Origin of the sequence: Massilia sp. Se16.2.3 (assembly GCF_014171595.1) — a bacterium.
Lineage (GTDB): Bacteria > Pseudomonadota > Gammaproteobacteria > Burkholderiales > Burkholderiaceae_D > Telluria.
Map to the genome: position 1 here is coordinate 3,724,385 of NZ_CP050451.1, position 18,564 is coordinate 3,742,948.

Genomic DNA, 18,564 nt, shown 5'->3' on the forward strand with positions numbered 1-18,564 from the left:
ATCCGCACACCCGTTTCGCATCGGCAGTATTCTGTTGACAATATTGAAACCGGAAAATACAGTTTCATTGCAGCTGGCCGGATTCCGCCAAGAGAAACGCCGCCGCCATGCCGTCGCGCCGTACCCTGCTTCATCGCCATCCCGGCCTCCCCAGGCCGGCGCCCCCAGGAAAACCAGGAGACAGCATTAATGAAGAAGACCATCCTTGCAATGGCCGTGCTCGCCGCATGCACGTCGGCCGCTTCGGCGCAAACCAGCGTCACCATTTATGGCATCGTCGATGCCGGCCTCACCCATGTCACCAATGACGGCCCCACCGGCGACCGCACCACGGTCGAAGCCGGGCAAATGCTGGTCTCGCGCTGGGGCTTCAAGGGTAGCGACGACATCGGCGGCGGCCTCAAGGCACGCTTTGCGCTGGAGGGCACGCTGCTCAACGATACCGGTGGCGCCGGCGTGCCGACCGGTACGCCCTCGAATACCGCCCTGTTCGACCGCGAAGCCACCGTCGGCCTGGCGGGGAACTTCGGTTCGATCGACATCGGCCGCCAGAACATCCTCGGCATGGGCTCGGTCGCCCTGGCCGATCCGATGAATTCCGCATTCGCCGCAACGAGCCCGAACGTCCTCTTCGGCGGCATGAACTACGCCGCCGTGTATGGCGCTTACGGTGCGAACAATGGCGGCAGCGCCCTACGCCAGAGTAATTCCATCAAATACGTCTCGCCGAGCTTCCACGGCGCCGGCTTCGCGCTGATGCGCGCCTTTGGCGAACAGGCCAACGGCTTCCAGAAGAATTCCTACCAGGGCGCCTCGGTGTTCTACAACGCCGGCGCCTTCGGTGGCGGCGCAGCCTATGCGCGCATGAAGAACATCACGGACAGCGACCTGCTGAAGTCCTTCGGCATCGGCCTGAAGTATTCGCTGCCGGCGGTCGTGCTGAAGTCGACCTACATCCAGAACGAACTGGAAAGCACGGGCCGCAAGATCGCCATCCTCGGCCTAGGCGTGGACGTGCCGGTGGGGCCTGCCCTCACCCTGAACGGCGCCTACTACAACACGCGCCGCAGCGGCGACCTGCGCGACGACTCGCAGCAATACATCTTCATCGCCCGCTATGCGCTGAGCAAACGCAGCACCTTCTACGGCTCGTACGGGCACGCCGCCACCGACAGCGTGGTGCGCGATGGCCAGATCAACCTCGCCCAGGGCTTCGTCGCGGTGGGCAGCGACTCGGCCAACCGCTTCACGGCCGGCATCCTGCACCTGTTCTGAACCTCGGCCCTGCGGAAAGCGAGCCGGCCGGGCGGCAGCCCCGCCGGCTTTTTTCATGCCGGCGCGTGGACGAACGCGGCCTTCGTCTACACTGCCCGTTTCGAACGCACAGAGCACATACCATGAGCACACCCGACGCCGACGCCGTACCCGAGGGCTTCGAACGCATGCAGCGCGGCGGCCCCTTCATCGCCGGCCTCGGGCCGCTGTACTGCCGCCGGAATCCTGAGTCCGGCGAGATCGTGATCGCGATGCGCATCCAGCCGCAGCACACCAACATGCGCGGCATTGCCCATGGCGGCATGCTGGCCACGCTGGCCGATGCGTCGCTGGGCCTGGGATTGACCCTCCACTGCGACGGCCGACACTCCTTCCTGACCGTAAACCTCAGCACCGATTTCATCGACGCCGCGCGTCCGGGCGACTGGGTCGAGGCGCACGTGCACATCGAACGCATCGGCCTGCGCGTCGCGTTTGCCGGTTGCACCCTGCAGGTAAAGGGGAAGCGCATCCTGCGCGCCAGCGGCGTGTTCACGGTGATGAAGCCGCTGACGCCCGAGCAGCTGGCGGCCGGCTACTGAGCCTCAGGACTCCAGGCGCGCGGCGATCTCGATCAGGCGCGGGCGCACTTCCTCGAGCAGGAACTCCTTCGACACGCTCGACGCCGGCCCGCCGCAGTTGATCGACATGAGCTGGCTGCCGCCGATCGGCATGAAGCCCACCGCGATGCCGTTGACGTCCTTTTGCCAATCGCCGAACGAGGTGGTGCAGCCATAGGCCTCGTAGTCGCGCAGGCCCTTCTCGAAGCCCTCGCGCAGGGCTGCGTGCGCCAATTCGTCCAGTTCCAGTGCGCGGCCGAAGATGTCCTTGCGTTCCTGTTCCGGTGCTTTCACCAGGTAGGCGCGGCCGATGGCGGAGGCCGCCAGGGGCATGCGCGAGCCCACCTGCAAGGCGAGCGCCAGCGCCGCCGTGCTGCGGCAGACCTCCACATAGATCATCGACAGCCGGTCGCGCATGGCGATCGAGACGGTCGTGCCGGAAAACTCGGCCAGCTCCTGCATCATCGACCGCGCCAGCTGGCGGATGTCCAGGCGCGCCAGCATCGCGCTGCCGAGACCCAGCGTGGCGGTGCCGAGCACGTAGCGGCCGCCGCTTTCCTGCACCAGGTAGCCCAGTTTGGTGAGCGTATAGGTGAAGCGCGTGACGGTGGACTTGGGCAGGCCGCAGCGCTCGGCGATCTGCTGGTTCGACAGCGCCTTGTCGGCGCGGCGGAAGCAGGCCAGCACCTCCAGCCCGCGCGCCAGCGCCGTGATGTAGTAGCGGTCTTCGGCGGAGCGTGCGGTATCGATTCCGGCTGCTATCGGGCCCTGCGCTTCCGGTGCGTCTGTATCGCTCGCTGGCATGGTCTGCTCCCCAGTTGAAACGGCATCGAAAAGCGTGCGGCGCGCGGCCGGAAAACCCTTCCCGGAGCGCCTGGCGCATGGCACACTGAACCAGCGCCGATGCCTGCGGGCGCAACCCGCGTCCTCTACGAACAAACCGTTGCTCGTCCGCGCAAAGTATCGTATTCTTTTTTCAATTCTATTCCATTTTACTGCACTCGGTTTCGCCAGGCAAAACTATCGCTGCCCGGCGCGCTATGCAGTCCAGGCCAGGGAGCGACAACGCATGCACCTGTACCAGAGACGCGGGAAAGGCCTCTACGCCACCACGAGCCTGGCGCCGCCCCGCTAGGCATCCCCGCCTCACCCGCACCAGCATCCAAAGCCCTACGACGATACCCACCACGGAGACAGTATTTTGGCGCTTTTCCTGCAGCAGGTCCTCAACGCCCTGACCCTGGGCGGCGTCTACAGCCTGGTCGCGCTCGGGCTCACGCTGGTCTACGGCATCCTGCACGTACCGAACTTCGCCCATGGCGCCTTCTACATGGCCGGCGCCTATGCCGCCTTCTTCATGGTCGACCGCTTCGGCCTGAACTACTGGTGGGGCATGCTGGGCGCGGCCGCCAGCGTGGCCTTCATCTCCGTGCTGTCCGAACGCCTGGTCTTCCACCCGCTCCGCAAAGCCCCCTACCTGCACCAGATGATCGCCTCCATCGGCGTGCTGCTCTTCCTGGAAGCGGGCGCGCAGGCCATCTGGGGCGCCGACTTCCACCGCATGGCGACGCCCTACACCCAGCTCCTCGAATTCGGCGGCCTCACGCTCCCGGCCCAGCGCCTGCTGATCATCGCCGCCGCTTTTCTCCTGGTCGCGCTGCTGCAGCTCTTCCTCAAGAAAACGGTCACCGGCGCCACCATCGTCGCGATGGCGCAGAACCGCGACGGCGCCGCCCTGGTGGGCATCGACGCCAACCGTGTCGCCATGCTCACCTTCGCCATTGCCGGCGCCCTCGCCGGCATGGCGGCGGTGCTGTACGCGCCGATCAACCTGGTCTACACCTCGATGGGCAACCTGGTGATCACCAAGGCCTTCGTCATCATCGTGCTGGGCGGGATGGGCAGCGTGCCCGGGGCGATTGCCGGTGGCCTGATCCTCGGCTTCGCCGAGAGCTTCGGCGCCTTCTACATCTCCACCGACTACAAGGACATCATCGCGTTCGCCCTGCTGGTACTCATCTTGTCGGTGCGGCCGCAAGGCCTGTTCGCGCGGGGAGCGGGCGCATGAAAGCCACCCTCGGCTGGTCCGCCCTGCTGCTGTTCGCCCTCGCCTTCCCTTACCTGGCCGGGAACGACTACCACCTCACGGTGATGTCGACCGCCTATATCTATGCCATCGCCACGATCGGCCTGAACCTGATCACGGGCTACACCGGCCAGTACAACCTGGCGCACGCCGGCTTCATGGCCGTCGGTGCCTACACGGTCGGCATCCTCACCGTCGACCATGGCGTGCCGTTCTGGATCGCCTTCGCGCTGTCGGGCGTGGTGGCCGCCGTTCTCGGCTTTTTCGTCGGCCTGGTGTCGCTGCGCCTGAAGACCCACTTCTTCTCGATCTTCACGCTCTGCGTCGGCCACATCATGTACCTGGTCATCGAAAAATGGGAAAGCCTGACCCACGGCACGGTGGGCATCATGGGCATTCCGGCACCCGAATCGATCGGCCCGCTGGACTTTTCCGAGCCGCGCACCCAGTACTACTTCGTGCTGTTCTTCCTGGTCGCCAGCCTGTGGATCATGCACCGCATCGTGCGCTCGCTGCTGGGGCGCACCTTCATTGCGATTCGCAACGGCGACGAGCTGGCGCAGGCCCTCGGCATCGACCTGATGCGAAACAAGCTGCTCGCCTTCATGCTGTCGGTCTTCTTCTCCGGGATGGCGGGCGGCCTGTATGCCGGCTATGTGCGCTTCCTCGGGCCGGGCGTGGCGGGCGTCGAGCACACCTTCGACATGACGATGTACATGCTGGTCGGCGGCATCGGCACCCTGCTCGGGCCCCTGCTGGGCGCCATCGCGATTCCCTGGCTGACCCAGTACCTGCAGTTCCTGCAGGAGTACCGCTTCGTCGTCTTCGGGCCGCTGCTGGTGCTGCTGGTGATTTTCCTGCCCTATGGCCTGGTCGGCACCTGGCAGAACCGCCGGCGCCGGATGGCGGCGCGCGCCGCGGGCACCGCCAGCAGCCCTGCGGCCACGGCGCCGGCGCGCGAAGGAGCCAGCCATGCTTGAGATCAGCGCGCTCACGCGGCGCTTCGGCGGCCTCACCGCCGTCAACGAGGTCAGCGCGATGTTCGAACGCGGCAGCATCAACGCCATCATCGGGCCGAACGGCGCCGGTAAGACCACCTTCTTCAACCTGGTCAGCGGAGCGGTCGCGCCAAGCTCCGGGCGTATCGTGTTCGACGGTCGCGACGTGACCGGCATGCGCGCCGACCAGGTCGCGCGCCTGGGATTGGCGCGCACCTTCCAGAGCACCACCCTGTTCGATACCGCCAGCGTGCTCGACAACCTGATCGTCGGCCATCGCCTGCGCACCCGCTCGAACCTGCTCGACGTGCTGCTCGGTACGCGCCGCCTGCGCGACGAGGAACGCATCTGCCGCGAAAAGGCGCATGCCGCGCTCGACTTCGTCGGCCTCTCGCACATCGCGTCGCGCCTGGCCGGCGACCTCTCGCAGGAAGAACGCAAGCGCGTCGCCTTTGCGCTGGCGCTCTCCACCGATCCAAGGCTCCTGCTGCTGGACGAACCGGCGGGCGGCGTCAATCCCGAAGAAACCGAGGGCCTGGCAAGGCTGATCCGCAAGATGGCGGCCAGCGGGCTCACCGTCTGCCTGATCGAACACAAGATGGACATGATCATGAACCTGGCCGACCACATCCTCGTCCTCAACAACGGCGAGAAAATCGCCGCCGGCACGCCCGCCGAGGTGCGCGCCAACCCGGTCGTGATCGAAGCCTACCTGGGGAGCGAACATGCTTAGGCTGCAAGACGTTTCGCTGTCCTACGGGAGCTTTCGCGCCCTGAACGGGGTGAGCCTGCATGCCGACGAGGGCGAACTGGTGGTGCTGCTCGGTTCGAACGGCGCGGGAAAAAGCTCGATCTTCCTCACGGTGAGCGGCCTGCAGCGCGCGGCAGGCGGCAGCATCCGCTTCGGCAACCGGGAACTCGTCGGCCGCAAGCCTTCGCAGATCGTCGCCGACGGCCTGGTGCAGTGCCCGGAGGGACGCAAGCTGTTCCCCGGCATGTCGGTGCTGAAGAACCTGACGCTGGGCGCCTACGTGCACCGGCGTGATGCGAAAGGCGTGCAGCGCACACTCGACGAGGTCTTCGAGCTCTTCCCCATCCTGTTCGACAAGAAGGAGCAGGCGGCCGGCAGCTTGAGCGGCGGACAGCAGCAGATGGTGGCGATCGGGCGCGCGCTGATGGGCCGCCCGAAAACGCTGCTGCTGGACGAACCCTCGTTGGGCCTGGCGCCGCTGGTGGTCAAGCAGATGTTCGAGGTGATCGCACGCATCAACCGCGCCGGCACCACCGTGCTGCTGGCCGAGCAGAATGCCTACGCGGCGCTGAACATCGCCAGCCGGGCCTATGTCATCGAGGGCGGCCGTATCGTGCTCGAAGGCGGGCGCGAAGAACTCCTGAACAATGCGCAGGTGCGCAAGGCATACATCGGCGCGTAGGCAGTCGGCGCGCCGGGCAATCCCGTAACACCCACAACAAAGCAAAACCAAGGAGACATCCATGAAACTGCATGCCCGGTTTTCCCGCCGCACCCTCCTGTCCGTCGCCACCCTGGCCGCGTTCGGCCTCGCCGGCGCCGCCCAGGCCCAGGAAACCATCAAGATCGGCTACTCCGGTCCCCTGAGCGGCGGTGCCGCGCTCTACGGCAAGAATGTCCTGTCCGGCATGCAGATGGCCGCGGCCGAGATCAACGCGAAACCGCTCGATATCGGTGGCAGGAAATACAAAGTCGAGATCGTCGCACTGGACGATAAGTACAACCCCAGCGAGACCGGCATCAACGTCCAGCGCCTGGTGCAGCAGCACAAGACGGCGGCCGTGCTGGTGCCGCACTCGGGCGGCGTGTTCGCTGTGCAGGCCTTCAACGAGAAATCGAAAGTGCTGCTGCTGGCCTACACCAGCCTGCCCCAGGTGACGGAACGCGGCAACAAGCTGACGATCCGCATCCCGCCCGACTTCACCACCTACATCGCGCCCTTCACGAAAGCGATGATGACGAAGCATGGCAAGAACGTGGCCATGGTCCAGGCCGACCACGATTACGCCAAAGCCTGGGCCGCCGCCTTCAAGCCGGCCTGGGAAGCGGCCGGCGGCAAGGTGGTGGCGGAGAACCCGATGTCGTACAACAAGGCCACCGATTTCTACAGCGGCGTCAGCCGCGCCATCCAGGCCAAACCGGACGTCATGTTCCTCGGCGGCGCCTCCGAGCCGACAGCACTCGTGGCCAAGCAGGCGCGCGAACTGGGCTTCAAGGGCGGCTTCATCATCCTCGACCAGGCGAAGATGGACGAAATGGCGAAGGTCATGGGCGGCATGAATCAGCTGGAAGGCGCGATCGGCGTGATGCCGATCGCGAACGACGAGCGTCCGGAAGCGGTGGCTTTCACGACGCGCTTCCGCAAGCTCAATCCCGGCAAGGACCCGAGCACCGAGATCAGCCTGAACTACTCCGCCGTGCACGCAACGGTGAACGCGATGAAGCTGGCGGGCACCACCACGGATGCGGCGGCGATCCGCGCGCAGATGGAAAAAGCCTTTACCACCCTGCCGGCGGCGAACAACCCGAACGACATCGACGGGTTGGACGCCAAGGGCGGGACGATCGCCAATACGATCATCGGCGTGGTCGAGGGTGGGAAGATCAAGGGGCAGTTCCTGCGGGCGCTGAACGCGGGTAAGTGATGCCGCAGCGCGTCAGCCTGGCGATGCCAATGACCCCGGGCCGGCGCGGCGTGGGCACGGGGTGCCCACCCTACGGGCTGGATACGTGTAGGGTGGGCGCCCCGAGCCCACACAGTGGCTGTCGAAGCCTGTGCAGCCGCTGTCGATCCTGCGTTCCGACGAGGTTCGGCGAGGCGCCAGCCGACCACTGACCTGTCGTTCTCTCAAAGCACGCCGCGCTGCCTGAGTCCGGCCAGCCGCTCCTCCGACAAACCCAGCAAGTCCTGCAGCACCTCGTGCGTCCCTTCGCCCAGCCCCGGCGGCGCCCGGCGCACGGGCAGGCGTTCGCCATCGAACCGCCAGGGCGACGCGAACACGTCGACGCTGCCTGCTTCCGGGTGCGGCATCTTCTGCACCAGGCCGGCGTCTTGCGAACGGCGCGAAGTCAAGGCTTCGTGCAGGCCCGCTACTTCGCCGCAAGGAATACCGGCCGCAGCCAGGGCGTCAAGCAATTCGCCGCGCCCGCGCCGAGCCAGTTCGCCCAGGATTTCCGGCATCAGCGCTTCGCGGTTCTTCGTGCGCGCCAGATTGGTGCGGAAGCGTTCGTCCGCCGCCAGGTCAGGGCGTCCGATCACATCCTTACAAAAGCGCAGGAACTGGCTGTTGTTACCGACCGCAATCACGAGCGGGCCGTCGGCCGCCTCGTAGACGCCATAGGGCATGATCGACGGATGGCCATTGCCGTAGCGCGGCGGGTCGCTCCCGCGCAGCAGGGCTTCCAGGCCATAGTAGGCGGTGATCATCAGGCCGCAATCGAACAGGGCCACGCCGAGGTGGCGCCCGCGCCCGGACTTTTCGCGCGCGTATAGCGCGGCCAGCGCTCCTTGCGCGGCGTACATGCCGGTCATCATGTCGACGGCGGCGACGCCGAATTTCAGCGGCGGCTGGGTCGGCTCACCGTTCAGGGCCATCAGGCCCGCTTCGCCCTGGATCACCAGGTCGTAGCCGGGGCGCGCCGCCTCCGGGCCGTTGCGGTCGTAGCCGGTGATCGAGCAGTAGACGAGGCCGGGCTGCTCGCGGCTGAGTTCCTCGTAGCCGAGGCCGAGTTTTTCGATTTCGCCGAACTTGAAGTTCTGGATGACGACGTCGCTCTTCTTCACCAGCGCGCGCGCCAGCTCCTGGCCTTCCGGCGTTTTGAGGTCGAGGCAGACCGAGCGCTTGTTGCGGTTGACGCTGTTGAAATACGGCGTCTCCGTGGACCCGATGCGCATGCCCCAGTCACGCGTGTCGTCGCCGCGCTCCGGGTGCTCGACCTTGATGACTTCGGCGCCCAGGTCGCCCAGCACCATCGCGCACCAGGGCCCCGCCAGTACGCGCGACAGGTCGAGGACGCGGACGCCGTCCAGCGGCAGGGAAGATGGACGAGTCACGCTGGGCTCCGTGCGGTGGTGAGGGCCGGGAGGATACACGAGCCGGCGCGGCCCGCGCCAGCGGCAAGACGGCTCACGCTGACTGGGCGCCGGCTGCGCGCCCGAGCGCGATATAGCGCGCCAGGTGATGGTCCTCGTCGCCCAGTTGGTGGTCGATCAGCACCAGGCGCTTGGCGTAATGCGCCAGCGGCAGCTCCCGTGTCATGCCGATGCCGCCATGCAGCTGGATGCATTCCTCGGCCACCAGGGTGCCGATGCGTCCGATGGTAAACTTGGCGGCGGACAGCGCCCGTTCGCGCGCGACCCGTTCGCCGTCCAGGCTGGCCGCGGCATTGATCACGCTGGACCTGGCCTGCTCGATCTCCAGCAGCAGGTCGGCCATGCGGTGCTGCAGCGCCTGGAAGCTGCCGATCGGGACGCCGAACTGGCGTCGCGTGCGCAGGTAGTCGAGCGTCGCCGCCTTGGCCGCTTCCATCGCCCCCAGGCTTTCCGCGCACAGGGCCAGCACGCCGCGGCCGAGCGCGCGCTCCAGCGCCGGATAGCCGCCGCCCTCCTCGCCCAGCAAGGCGCCGGCGTCCAGGCGCAAATCCGTAAAACCCAGTTCCGCGACGCGGCCGCCGTCCATCGCCGGACAGCCCTGCACAAGCAGGCCGGGCGTATCGCGCGGCACCGGGAACAGCGAAATGCCCGCCTCGGCATCGACTTCGCGCGCCGTGCGCGCCGATACGACGAACAGCCCTGCCGCATCGCCGCCGGCGACCACCGCCTTGGCGCCGTCGAGTATCCAGTCGACACCGTCGCGGCGCGCGCTGGTCTGCACGCGCGCCGGCTCGTAATGGGTGCCTGGCTCGTCATGGGACCGGGGCGGCAATGACGGCGCCGGACGCGATCTCCGCCAGCACCGCCTTCTGCGCCGCGTTGCCGGCCGCGGCGATGCACTCGGCTGCCAGCACCGCGCTGCCCAGAAGGGGTTCCACCACCAGGCCGCGTCCGAGCGCTTCGAACACGACCGCGATATCGAAACCGGCGCCGCCAAAGCCGCCGTCCCTTTCCCTCAGCAAGGCGCCGATCGCGCCCAGGTCGGCGAAATGCTGCCACATCGCGTTCGAGTAACCGAGTGGCGAAGCGGCGATGCGCTGGCGCGTTTCGAAGCCGTACTGCCCGGCGATGAAGCGGTCCAGGCTGTCGGCGAGCATGCGCCGCTCTTCGGTATGGCGAAAGTCCATCGCGAGTTCCTTCCGTTTCCTACAGACCGAGGATCATCTTGGAGATGATGTTCTTCTGGATTTCGTTCGAGCCGCCGAAGATCGACAGCTTGCGGTTGTTGAAATACTGGGCGGTGGCCGCGGCGGCGAACTCGGGGCCGAAGCGCGGGCCCGCGTAGTCGACGTCGAGCATCGCCTGGCTGAACGGGCGCGCATACACGCCCATCGCCCTGCGCGTCAGCGACAGGATCTCCTGGCGGATCTCGGTGCCGCGGATCTTCAGCATCGAGCTTTCCGCCCCGGGCACGCCGCCGCCCGCCACCGCCGCGATCACGCGTAAATTCGTCGTCAGCATGTTCGCCAGGTCGATCTCGACCCGTGCCAGGCGCGCAGCAAAACCCGGGTCTTCCAGCAGCGGCCGGCCATTGCGCAGCTGGCTGGCGGCGATGCGCTTCAGGCGCGCCAATCCGGCCACGGAGAAACCGACACCGGCGATATTCGTCCGCTCGTAGGTCAGCAGGTACTTGGCGCAGGTCCAGCCGCGCCCTTCCTCGCCGACGAGGTTCTCGACCGGCACGCGCACGTCGGTGAAGAACACCTCGTTGACCTCGTGCTCGCCGTCGAGCGTGACGATGGGGCGCAGCTCCACGCCCGGCGTGTTCATGTCGATCAGGAGGAAGCTGATGCCCTCCTGCTTCTTCGCCGTGCGCTCGGTACGGACCAGGCAGAAGATCATGTTGGCGTAGTGGCCGAGCGTGGTCCAGGTCTTCTGGCCGTTGACGATGTAGTGCTCGCCGCCGGCATCGACAGCGCGCACGGCGCTCGTCTGCACCGCGGCCAAATCCGAGCCTGCGCCCGGTTCGGAGTAACCCTGGCACCACCAGTCCGAGCCGTCGAGGATGCGCGGCAGCCAGTGGCGCTTCTGCGCCTCGCTGCCGTACTTGATCAGGACGGGGCCCAGCATGTTCACGCCGAAGGGAACGATGCGCGGCGCGTTCGCCAGGGCGCACTCGTTCTCGAAGATGAATTTTTCGATCGGGTTCCAGCCAGGGCCGCCGTATTCGCGCGGCCAGTGGTTGGCCAGCCAGCCGCGTTCGTTGAGGATGGCGTGCCAGCCCGCCATGTCGGCCTTGTCCAGATGCTGGCCATTGGCGACCTTGTTCGACAGGTCCGCCGGCAGCTTCTCGGCCAGAAAGGCTCGCACCTCGTCACGGAAGCGTTCTTCGTCAGGGGTGAAATGCAGGTCCATGGCTATCCCGGAGTCAATGTAGCGCCAATATGGCAGTGCGAACCGCTGTGCGAAACATGGTTTTGCTTCAGGCTTTACGCTGAACGATACCGACTTCCGCCCGCACTGTAAACGTCGAGCGAGCCGATCTGCACACTATGCCGGGCGATGCGCCTGTAAATCGTGCGCCTTGCTGCCAGGTAGTTCCGCTGTGCAAAACAGGGCGGGGAAGTCCCCATGAAAGCAGATTGCGCTCGGCAAGCCTTGAAAGTGCGCCCGCTGGTCCAATATCACCTTAACATGCAGCCACTAGGAGGGTGTTTCCATGAGTCCGCAAGATTCCCAGCTTCTCCAGGATTTCCTGGACCAGCTCATCCAGGCGCGCGGCCTGCCGAAGGATCCGGAGGCCGAGGCCATGATCCAGAAAGCGGTCGCCTACCAGCCCGATGCCGCCTACCTGCTGGTGCAGCGCGCCCTGCTCCAGCAGCAGGCGCTCGACAATGCCAAGGCCGAGATCGCGTCGCTCCAGCAGCAATTGCAGGCGCGCGGCGGCGGCTCGGGCGGCGGCTTCCTCGATCCGCACTCCTGGGGCAACAGCGCGGGCCAGCGGGCACAAGCCCGGGGCGGCCAGCACTATCCGTCCCAGCATCCATCCAGCTACCCACCGAACTATCCGCCGCAGTACCAGCCTGGCTATGCCCGGGCACCGTCCGGCCGGTTCGGCAGTTTCTTCCGCGGCGGCGGCATGGGCGGCGGCATGGGCGGCGCGCTGGGCAATATCGCATCCACCGCGGCGGGTGTGGCTGCCGGCGCCTTCCTGTTCCGGGGCCTGGGCAATTTGCTGGGCAACCATGACGGCAATGGCTTCCTCGGCAGCAACGAGGGCTTCAACTCGCTGGCGAACGGGGTTGAGGACGGCGGCAGCCACGCGTCGCTGGCCGATAACGCGTCGGATTCATCCAGCAGCCTGCTGGGCGGCGATGCGGGCGGCGGCGGGATGGCCGACGACCTTGGACTGGGCGATATCGGCGGCGACTTCGACGGCGGCTCGGACGACAGTTCGTTCGGCTGACGGCAGGTAAGAGGCCAGGCCTTGCCGGCACGGCGGTCTTGCTGCCGCTGTGTTAGCATTCGGCCGCCCGCCAGTCACGCCGCCATCAATCATGTCCCTCCAGATTTCCCGCATCCTGCACGCAGGCTACCTGTTCGCTTGCGAAGGTGGGCGAATCGCCTTCGACCCGATCTTCGAGAACCCGTTCAGCCGCAACTGCCACGCCTTCCCGCCGGTCGCTTTCGACCGCGAGCAGATCCGCGCGCTGCGCCTGGACGCCGTCTTCATTTCGCACTTCCACGACGACCACTGCTCGCTCGACAGCCTCGACCTGCTCGACCGCGCCACGCCGATCTACCTGTACTGCCTGTTCGACGAGCTGTTCGCGATGCTGCGCGAGCTGGGTTTCATGAACGTGCAGGCCCTGCGGCTCGATACGCCGGTCCAGGTCGGCCCGTTCACCGTCACGCCGCGCATCGCCATGGACGAAGAGGTCGACTCGATGTTCCAGGTGCAGGCGGCGGGCCTGAACCTGCTCAATGTCGTCGATTCCTGGATCGACCCGGACACCCTGCCCGCCCTGCGCGCGCTCGGCCCCTGGGACATGGTGCTCTGGCCCTTCCAGACCATGCGCGAGATCGAGGTGCTGTCGCCTTCGCGCGCGTCGCCGGCCCCCGCCATCCTGCCGGCCGAGTGGATCGAACAATTGCACGTGCTGGCCCCGCGCTACGTTGTGCCCAGTTCCTGCCAGTTCCAGCAGGAGAGCTGGTCCTGGTACAACCGCGCCTTCTTCCCGATCAGCTATCGCCAGTTTGGCGCCGAAGTCGAGGCTGCGCTGCCGGGCACCCGCGTCGTGCGCATGAACCCGGGCATCTCGTTCCGGCTCGGTGCCGACGGCCTGCTGCCGGCGCCGCCGCTGGACTGGGTGCTGCCGCTCGGCGACCAGGACGTCGATTACGACTACGACCCGCAGGCGCAGCCACCCTCCACCGCCGGGATCGCGCGCCAGTTCGCGTCGCTGGACCCTGGCCAGGCCACGCGCGTACGCGACTACTGCCAGGGCGGGCTGCTCGCACGCTACCGTTCGCTCGAGCTGCCCGAGGACAGCTATTTCGAACGGCCCCGCACCTGGCGCCTGTCGGTCTACGACCACGGGGGCGCGGGCACGCACTATCACTATCGCGTGCAGGGCGACGACATTGCGCTCCTCGCCGACGCGCCCGGATCGGTGTCCTGGGCTACCGAGATCCCGGCCGCGAAACTGCACGCGGCCTTGGTGCAGGGCGAATCGCTCACCTCGATGTACATGCGCATCAACGACACCGTTTTTGACGCCGAGACCGAGCGCGAGCTCGCATCGAGCGAACTGGTCGACGACCCCTTGATCCGCTGCCTTTTCGACGACGCCTTCGGCGCTTACCAGGCCGCGCAGCTGCGCCGGCTGAAAGAAACCCCATGACCATTACCATCCTGCCCTACCGTGCCACGCTGGATCAAGCCTGCGACTGGCTGGCGCTGCAGACGGACTCGCCCTGGACCCTGGCGCGCCTGCTCGAGCATGGCGTCACGCCTTATGTCTGGCTCGACTACGACCCGGCCCATCCGGACCTGTTCGGCGAGGCCAACGGCGGCTATGCCGCGCCCATTTTCTTTGAAGGCGATACCGCACGCCTGGCGGCCGGCAGCGAGGACGTCCTGATCACGATGACGAAAGATGCCTACAACATCGTCGCGCGCCTGCCCGAACCGGGCTTCCGGCGCCAGTTGCACGAGCTGCGCTTCCTGAAGAAGGACCTGGAAAAGCTGGTCAAGGCGGTCAAGCGCGCCGCGCAGCCGGCGCCTCCTCTGCCCGTGGCTGCCGAGTCCACCGCGGGCATCTACAAGGAGCAGGCCGTGGCCGCCTTCGGCGCGCTGGTAAAACTCGACCTGGCCGCCCAGCTGGCAAGCGGCGGCGGCATTTTTGGCGACGAAGGGGCGCGCATCAAGGCAAGCACGAAGAAGGCGAAGTCGAAGATCGTGTGGAATCCGGTGGTGCTGGCGCTCGGCCTGCACGACGTCTACCGCGTGCCGCTACGCGGTTTGCATCGCGCCTTTGCCGCCCACGACTTCCTGCAACCCTGGCGCGCGGAGTGGGAACGCAGCCTGGCCCTGCTGGGGCATTGATCCCGGGCCAGGCTAGGCGCCCCAGGTAAAGCTGGCGCTGGTGGCGGCAACGATGATGAAGCTGTTCGTGTTACTCGCATACAGGTAGTAAGCAAGCGCCCCGGCCGGCAAATTCGGGGGCAGGTAGGCGCTGATCGCCACCTGCGGGTCGGGCAGCGAGCCCTCGGCCGTGATCCAGAGCGATCCCCGCGCCCTGGCCGCGGCATCGAGCAATGCGGGTTCGACCAGGTAGAAACACAGGCCCGCGAATGTCAGCGTCCCGCGCTGGTAGTTGGACTGGCCGCTGCTTTCAGCCGAACCATACGGAATGTCGAAGGCGAACGATGCCGTTCCGCTTTCCCAGTCGATGGTCGAGGACAGCAGTTCCGCGTCGTGGAAGCTTGCATCCTCGTAGCGCGTGCCGAGCAGGCTGTTGAGCGACGTCATCGCAACGCTCCACTGCGACGCGCGCATGCGGGACGGAAGTTCATCGGATTGCGCTCCCGGCCTCGTAGTCGGCCTTTGCCGCCAGGTAGCGCCGCAATGCCGTTTCCGGGTCGAGCCCGGCCATCAGCAGGTTGACGATTTCGCGCTTGTCGGCCGAGCCGATCTCCCTGCAGGCGTCGCGGTGGGCACTGAAGTAGGCATACCACGACACCTCGGCCGGACGCTCCTTGCGCGGCTTGAAGCGCGCCGGCACCTGGCGCTGGCCGCACGGGCGAACTCCGCCAGCTGCGCCGGCGCGCCCGACCAGTCGGCGCGTGCCAGTTCGCCCCGCAGCGCCTGCGCCTCGGGCCCGGTTGCCGCATCGGGGCATGCCGGGTGCACCGCCAGGGCGGCCAGGTCGGGCAAGCCCGGGCGCGGCAAAATCGCTGACAAAACGCAGCTTGGCCGCGATGCCGAGCGGCTCGGCGCGGTCCATCGCCGCGTCTTTCGGGTCGAGGAAGCGCCCCAGTTCCAGCAGCGCCGGATAGCTGATCGGCTCCGCGCCGCGGGTGCGCAGGTGGTGCAGCAATGCGCCGACGAGGCGCGCGCCGATCTCGATGTCGTTGAGCGTAAGGGCAAACGCCGGGATGGGGGTGTCGGTCATGGATGTCGTCAAGTCAGTTCAGAACCAGGCATCGCGCATGTCGAGCGTGGTGGTGTCGAGGCTGGCCAGCAAGTCGAGTTGCTGCGCCACCTTCGGCAGCTCCCAGCGGAAGAAGTAACGGCAGGCCTGCAGTTTGCCATGGTAGAAGTCCTCCTCACGCCCGGCCAGGCGACGCGCCGCCACCAGGGCCTGCTCCAGCCACATCCAGGCGACGACCGTGTGGCCCACCGCTTCCAGGTACAGGCTGGCGTTGGCAAGCGTCTTGTTAAGGTCCCTGGTGCCGTAGAGCGCCGCCGTGACCTCCCTGACGCGGCGCCAGGTTTCATCCAGCTGCTGCGCCCAGTCCTGCAGTTCGGGCACCTGCGCCGCGCGCACGCGCGCGATGCAGGCCGCCACCTCGGCGCCGACGGCCTCGAACAGCGCGCCTTCCCCGATCACCACCTTGCGGCCCAGCAGGTCGAGCCCGTGGATGCCGTGGGTGCCTTCGTGGATGGGATTGAGGCGGTTGTCGCGGTAGAACTGCTCGACATTGTATTCGCGCGTATAGCCGTAGCCGCCGTGCACCTGGATCGCCAGGCTGTTCGCCTCGACGCACCATTGCGAGGGCCAGGACTTGGCGATCGGGGTGAGAAAGTCGAGCAGCATGCCGGCGTGCTGGCGGGCGTCAGGCGTGTCGCCGGTGCGCTGCTCGTCGACCAGGCGCGCACAGTACAGGATCAGTGCCAGCGCACCTTCGGTATAGGCCTTCTGCGCCAGCAGCATGCGTCGTACGTCGGTGTGCTCGATGATCGCCACCTGCGGCCTGGCCGGGTCCTTCTCGGCCGGATGGCGGCCCTGAGGGCGGCTGCGCGCATAGTCGAGCGCGTGGAGGTAGCCGGTGACGCCCAGCACGGTCGCGCCCAGGCCGACGCCGATGCGCGCCTCGTTCATCATGTGGAACATGTTGGCGAGACCCTTGTGTGGCTCGCCCACCAGGTAGCCGACCGCACCGGCGCGCCCGCCCGGCTTGAACCTGCCTTCGCCGAAGTTGAGCAGGCAGTTGGTGGTGCCGCGGTTGCCCATCTTGTGGTTCAGGCCAGCGAGCGCGATGTCGTTGCGCTCGCCGAGGCTGCCGTCCTCGTTCACCAGGTATTTCGGCACGATGAAGAGCGAAATGCCCTTCACGCCGGGAATGAGCTTGCCGTCCGGGCCGGGAATCTTCGCCAGCACCAGGTGCACGATGTTTTCCGCCAACTCGTGTTCGCCCGCGGAGATCCACATCTTGTTGCCGCGTAGCCGGTACTGGCGCTCGCCCTCGGGGCCATCAAGCGGATCCGGCTCGGCGCGCGTCGTGATGTCCGACAGGCTGGAGCCGGCCTGGGGCTCGGACAGGCACATGGTACCGAAGAAGCGTCCGCTCAATTGCGGGCGCACGAAGCGCTCCACCTGGCGCGGGGTCGCCGTTTTCAACAGCGTATTCGCATTGCCCATCGTGAGGAAGGTATAGGCCGAGGTCGCCACGTTGGCCGCCGTGAACCAGGCGGCGATCGCCCGGTCCACCACATAGGGCAGCTGCATGCCATCGAATTCGTAGTCCTGGCCCGCCGCCATGAAGCCGGCCGCGCAGAAGGCATCGAGCGCGGTTTTTACTTCCGGGATGATGGTGACCTTCTCGCCGTCGAAGTGCGGCTCCTGGCTGTCGCTCTTCTTGTTGTGGGTGGCGAACAGGTCGACCGCGATCTGCTCCGCGGTGTCCAGGGCCGCCGTGAAAGTCTCACGGCTGTGGTCGCGGTAGCGCTCGCGCGCGCACAGCGCGTCCACGGCCAGCCATTCGTAGAGCAGGAAGTCGATGTCGCGGCGGTTCAGGATGGTCGATTGCATGGTGTCCCTTGGCTGTGATGCGGTCTGGCGCAAAGGATAACCGATTGCCGGCCGTGTGGCAGCCGGGGGCAGCGGCGCGTCCGGCTCAGGGTGTCATCACCGTCCCTTGGCCGGGAGCCAGCACCCCGATCACGCCGCCCCACGCGCACATCAGCTTGGAATCGCTGTTCAGGGCCGGCATCGGCCCGACCATCACCGTCGGCGCGCCCACCATCCACATCCCCGCTGGCACGGGCATGCAGGGCATGGGCGTCAGTACGCCGAGGGCCGCCGCCGTGGCCGCCGCCACGGCAGGGTTGGCCATGCTGGTGCACACACCGAAGGGCGGCACGTTGACGATGGGCGCGCAGTCGGCAATGTTCGCGGCCGGCACCCCGCCGACCAGCACCCGGTTGGCAGGCAGCACCACCAGCGTGCTGGGCGCGGCCCCGAAGCTGCACTGCAGGCTGGCACCCATGCAGACCGCAAGCCCCATGCTAGGCCGCCTGCGGGAGGCCGCGCGCGTCGAAACGCTCGAGCACCGTCAATGGCACACCTGCGCCAAACTGGCGCCGCTCCGACATCGCACCGTTCGGATGGAAACGGCGCCACAAGCCGTCCGGCAAACCGCGTACATAGGTCGTTTCCTCGAACAGCAGCCCGTTCGGGTAGAAATCCTGCTGCAGGCCGTGCAGCTGGCCCTGGCGGTAGTGGGTGCGGCGCACCAGCACGCCCTCGATCGAGTAGAACTCGGCCGGGCCGTCGAGGCGGCCGTCGAGGAAGTGCAAACGCGCCGAGGGCCGGTGCGGCGCGTACAGGATGATGCACTCGCCCTGCTGCACGCCACCCACGAACGACAGTGCGGCCCCTGGGCGCCCCGTGCGCGTGCACCTGCAGCACGCCGTCGAGCTTTCCGTCGGCCAGCGCGCCCTGCATCTGCAGGGCGCCGTCCGCTTCGAGTAGTTG

18 protein-coding genes and 1 pseudogene are annotated in these 18,564 nt (G+C 66.9%); 10 read left to right on the forward strand and 9 right to left on the reverse strand.

The annotated features are described in order from the left end of the window. Positions 1 to 189: 189 nt before the first annotated feature. Positions 190 to 1,275 (forward strand): porin, encoded by a 1,086-nt coding sequence (locus tag G4G31_RS16980; protein WP_182988643.1) that lies wholly within the window; start codon positions 190 to 192, stop codon positions 1,273 to 1,275. Between the two features lie 122 nt (positions 1,276 to 1,397). Further along, a complete protein-coding gene (locus G4G31_RS16985; protein WP_182988644.1) occupies positions 1,398 to 1,856 on the forward strand; it encodes a PaaI family thioesterase in 459 nt (152 codons plus the stop codon). A 3-nt stretch (positions 1,857 to 1,859) separates the two neighbouring features. Here the strand turns inward: G4G31_RS16985 and G4G31_RS16990 are convergent, their stop codons facing one another. Next, positions 1,860 to 2,678, reverse strand: coding sequence for an IclR family transcriptional regulator (locus tag G4G31_RS16990; protein ID WP_182988645.1), 819 nt, complete (start codon positions 2,676 to 2,678; stop codon positions 1,860 to 1,862). Positions 2,679 to 3,075: 397 nt separating this feature from the next. Here G4G31_RS16990 and G4G31_RS16995 point away from each other — a divergent pair, with 397 nt between their 5' ends. The 5 genes from G4G31_RS16995 (at position 3,076) to G4G31_RS17015 (ending at position 7,634) form a co-directional block, all read left to right on the forward strand. Beyond that, the gene (locus tag G4G31_RS16995; RefSeq protein ID WP_182988646.1) at positions 3,076 to 3,942 is read left to right on the forward strand and encodes a branched-chain amino acid ABC transporter permease; all 867 of its coding nucleotides are present in this window, start codon (positions 3,076 to 3,078) and stop codon (positions 3,940 to 3,942) included. After that, the gene (locus tag G4G31_RS17000) at positions 3,939 to 4,940 is read left to right on the forward strand and encodes a branched-chain amino acid ABC transporter permease (protein WP_182988647.1); all 1,002 of its coding nucleotides are present in this window, start codon (positions 3,939 to 3,941) and stop codon (positions 4,938 to 4,940) included. The genes G4G31_RS16995 and G4G31_RS17000 overlap by 4 nt, the downstream gene beginning before the upstream one ends. Beyond that, positions 4,933 to 5,691 carry an ABC transporter ATP-binding protein gene (locus tag G4G31_RS17005; RefSeq protein ID WP_182988648.1) on the forward strand — a complete coding sequence of 253 codons (759 nt, stop codon included), beginning with the start codon at positions 4,933 to 4,935 and terminating at the stop codon, positions 5,689 to 5,691. The genes G4G31_RS17000 and G4G31_RS17005 overlap by 8 nt, the downstream gene beginning before the upstream one ends. Next, complete coding sequence (locus tag G4G31_RS17010; RefSeq protein WP_182988649.1) at positions 5,684 to 6,391, forward strand: ABC transporter ATP-binding protein; 708 nt, start codon at positions 5,684 to 5,686, stop codon at positions 6,389 to 6,391. Before G4G31_RS17005 ends, G4G31_RS17010 begins: the two co-directional genes overlap by 8 nt. 61 nt (positions 6,392 to 6,452) lie before the next feature. Further along, entirely contained in the window at positions 6,453 to 7,634 is a 1,182-nt protein-coding gene (locus G4G31_RS17015) for an ABC transporter substrate-binding protein (RefSeq protein ID WP_182988650.1), read from the forward strand. 203 nt (positions 7,635 to 7,837) lie between these two features. Here the strand turns inward: G4G31_RS17015 and G4G31_RS17020 are convergent, their stop codons facing one another. The 3 genes and pseudogenes from G4G31_RS17020 to G4G31_RS17030 form a co-directional block, all read right to left on the reverse strand. Continuing rightward, positions 7,838 to 9,043: a CaiB/BaiF CoA-transferase family protein gene (locus G4G31_RS17020; protein WP_182988651.1), complete on the reverse strand. Its 1,206-nt coding sequence runs from the start codon at positions 9,041 to 9,043 to the stop codon at positions 7,838 to 7,840. A gap of 73 nt (positions 9,044 to 9,116) precedes the next feature. Next, positions 9,117 to 10,269, reverse strand: a pseudogene (locus G4G31_RS17025) (acyl-CoA dehydrogenase family protein). Positions 10,270 to 10,288: 19 nt separating this feature from the next. Continuing rightward, positions 10,289 to 11,497, reverse strand: a complete 1,209-nt coding sequence (locus G4G31_RS17030; RefSeq protein ID WP_182988652.1) for an acyl-CoA dehydrogenase family protein — start codon at positions 11,495 to 11,497, stop codon at positions 10,289 to 10,291. Positions 11,498 to 11,801: 304 nt separating this feature from the next. On the opposite strand from G4G31_RS17030, the gene G4G31_RS17035 reads away from it, so the two are divergent. The 3 genes from G4G31_RS17035 (at position 11,802) to G4G31_RS17045 (ending at position 14,690) form a co-directional block, all read left to right on the forward strand. Then, on the forward strand, positions 11,802 to 12,548 hold the full coding sequence (locus G4G31_RS17035; protein WP_182988653.1) for a DUF2076 family protein: 747 nt from the start codon (positions 11,802 to 11,804) through the stop codon (positions 12,546 to 12,548). 91 nt (positions 12,549 to 12,639) lie between these two features. Beyond that, on the forward strand, positions 12,640 to 13,986 hold the full coding sequence (locus G4G31_RS17040) for an MBL fold metallo-hydrolase (protein WP_182988654.1): 1,347 nt from the start codon (positions 12,640 to 12,642) through the stop codon (positions 13,984 to 13,986). Then, on the forward strand, positions 13,983 to 14,690 hold the full coding sequence (locus tag G4G31_RS17045) for a hypothetical protein (RefSeq protein ID WP_182988655.1): 708 nt from the start codon (positions 13,983 to 13,985) through the stop codon (positions 14,688 to 14,690). Before G4G31_RS17040 ends, G4G31_RS17045 begins: the two co-directional genes overlap by 4 nt. A gap of 12 nt (positions 14,691 to 14,702) precedes the next feature. Here the strand turns inward: G4G31_RS17045 and G4G31_RS17050 are convergent, their stop codons facing one another. The 5 genes from G4G31_RS17050 to G4G31_RS17070 all read right to left on the reverse strand — a co-directional run bounded on the left by G4G31_RS17050 (position 14,703) and on the right by G4G31_RS17070 (position 18,449). Continuing rightward, positions 14,703 to 15,116 carry a hypothetical protein gene (locus tag G4G31_RS17050; protein WP_182988656.1) on the reverse strand — a complete coding sequence of 138 codons (414 nt, stop codon included), beginning with the start codon at positions 15,114 to 15,116 and terminating at the stop codon, positions 14,703 to 14,705. 40 nt (positions 15,117 to 15,156) lie between these two features. Further along, the gene (locus G4G31_RS17055; RefSeq protein ID WP_229425062.1) at positions 15,157 to 15,759 is read right to left on the reverse strand and encodes a hypothetical protein; all 603 of its coding nucleotides are present in this window, start codon (positions 15,757 to 15,759) and stop codon (positions 15,157 to 15,159) included. A gap of 18 nt (positions 15,760 to 15,777) precedes the next feature. Next, positions 15,778 to 17,619, reverse strand: coding sequence for an acyl-CoA dehydrogenase (locus G4G31_RS17060; protein ID WP_182988657.1), 1,842 nt, complete (start codon positions 17,617 to 17,619; stop codon positions 15,778 to 15,780). An 85-nt stretch (positions 17,620 to 17,704) separates the two neighbouring features. Continuing rightward, positions 17,705 to 18,094, reverse strand: a complete 390-nt coding sequence (locus G4G31_RS17065; RefSeq protein WP_182988658.1) for a DUF4280 domain-containing protein — start codon at positions 18,092 to 18,094, stop codon at positions 17,705 to 17,707. A 1-nt stretch (position 18,095) separates the two neighbouring features. Continuing rightward, positions 18,096 to 18,449, reverse strand: a complete 354-nt coding sequence (locus G4G31_RS17070; protein WP_182988659.1) for a toxin-antitoxin system YwqK family antitoxin — start codon at positions 18,447 to 18,449, stop codon at positions 18,096 to 18,098. Between the last annotated feature and the right edge of the window lie 115 nt (positions 18,450 to 18,564).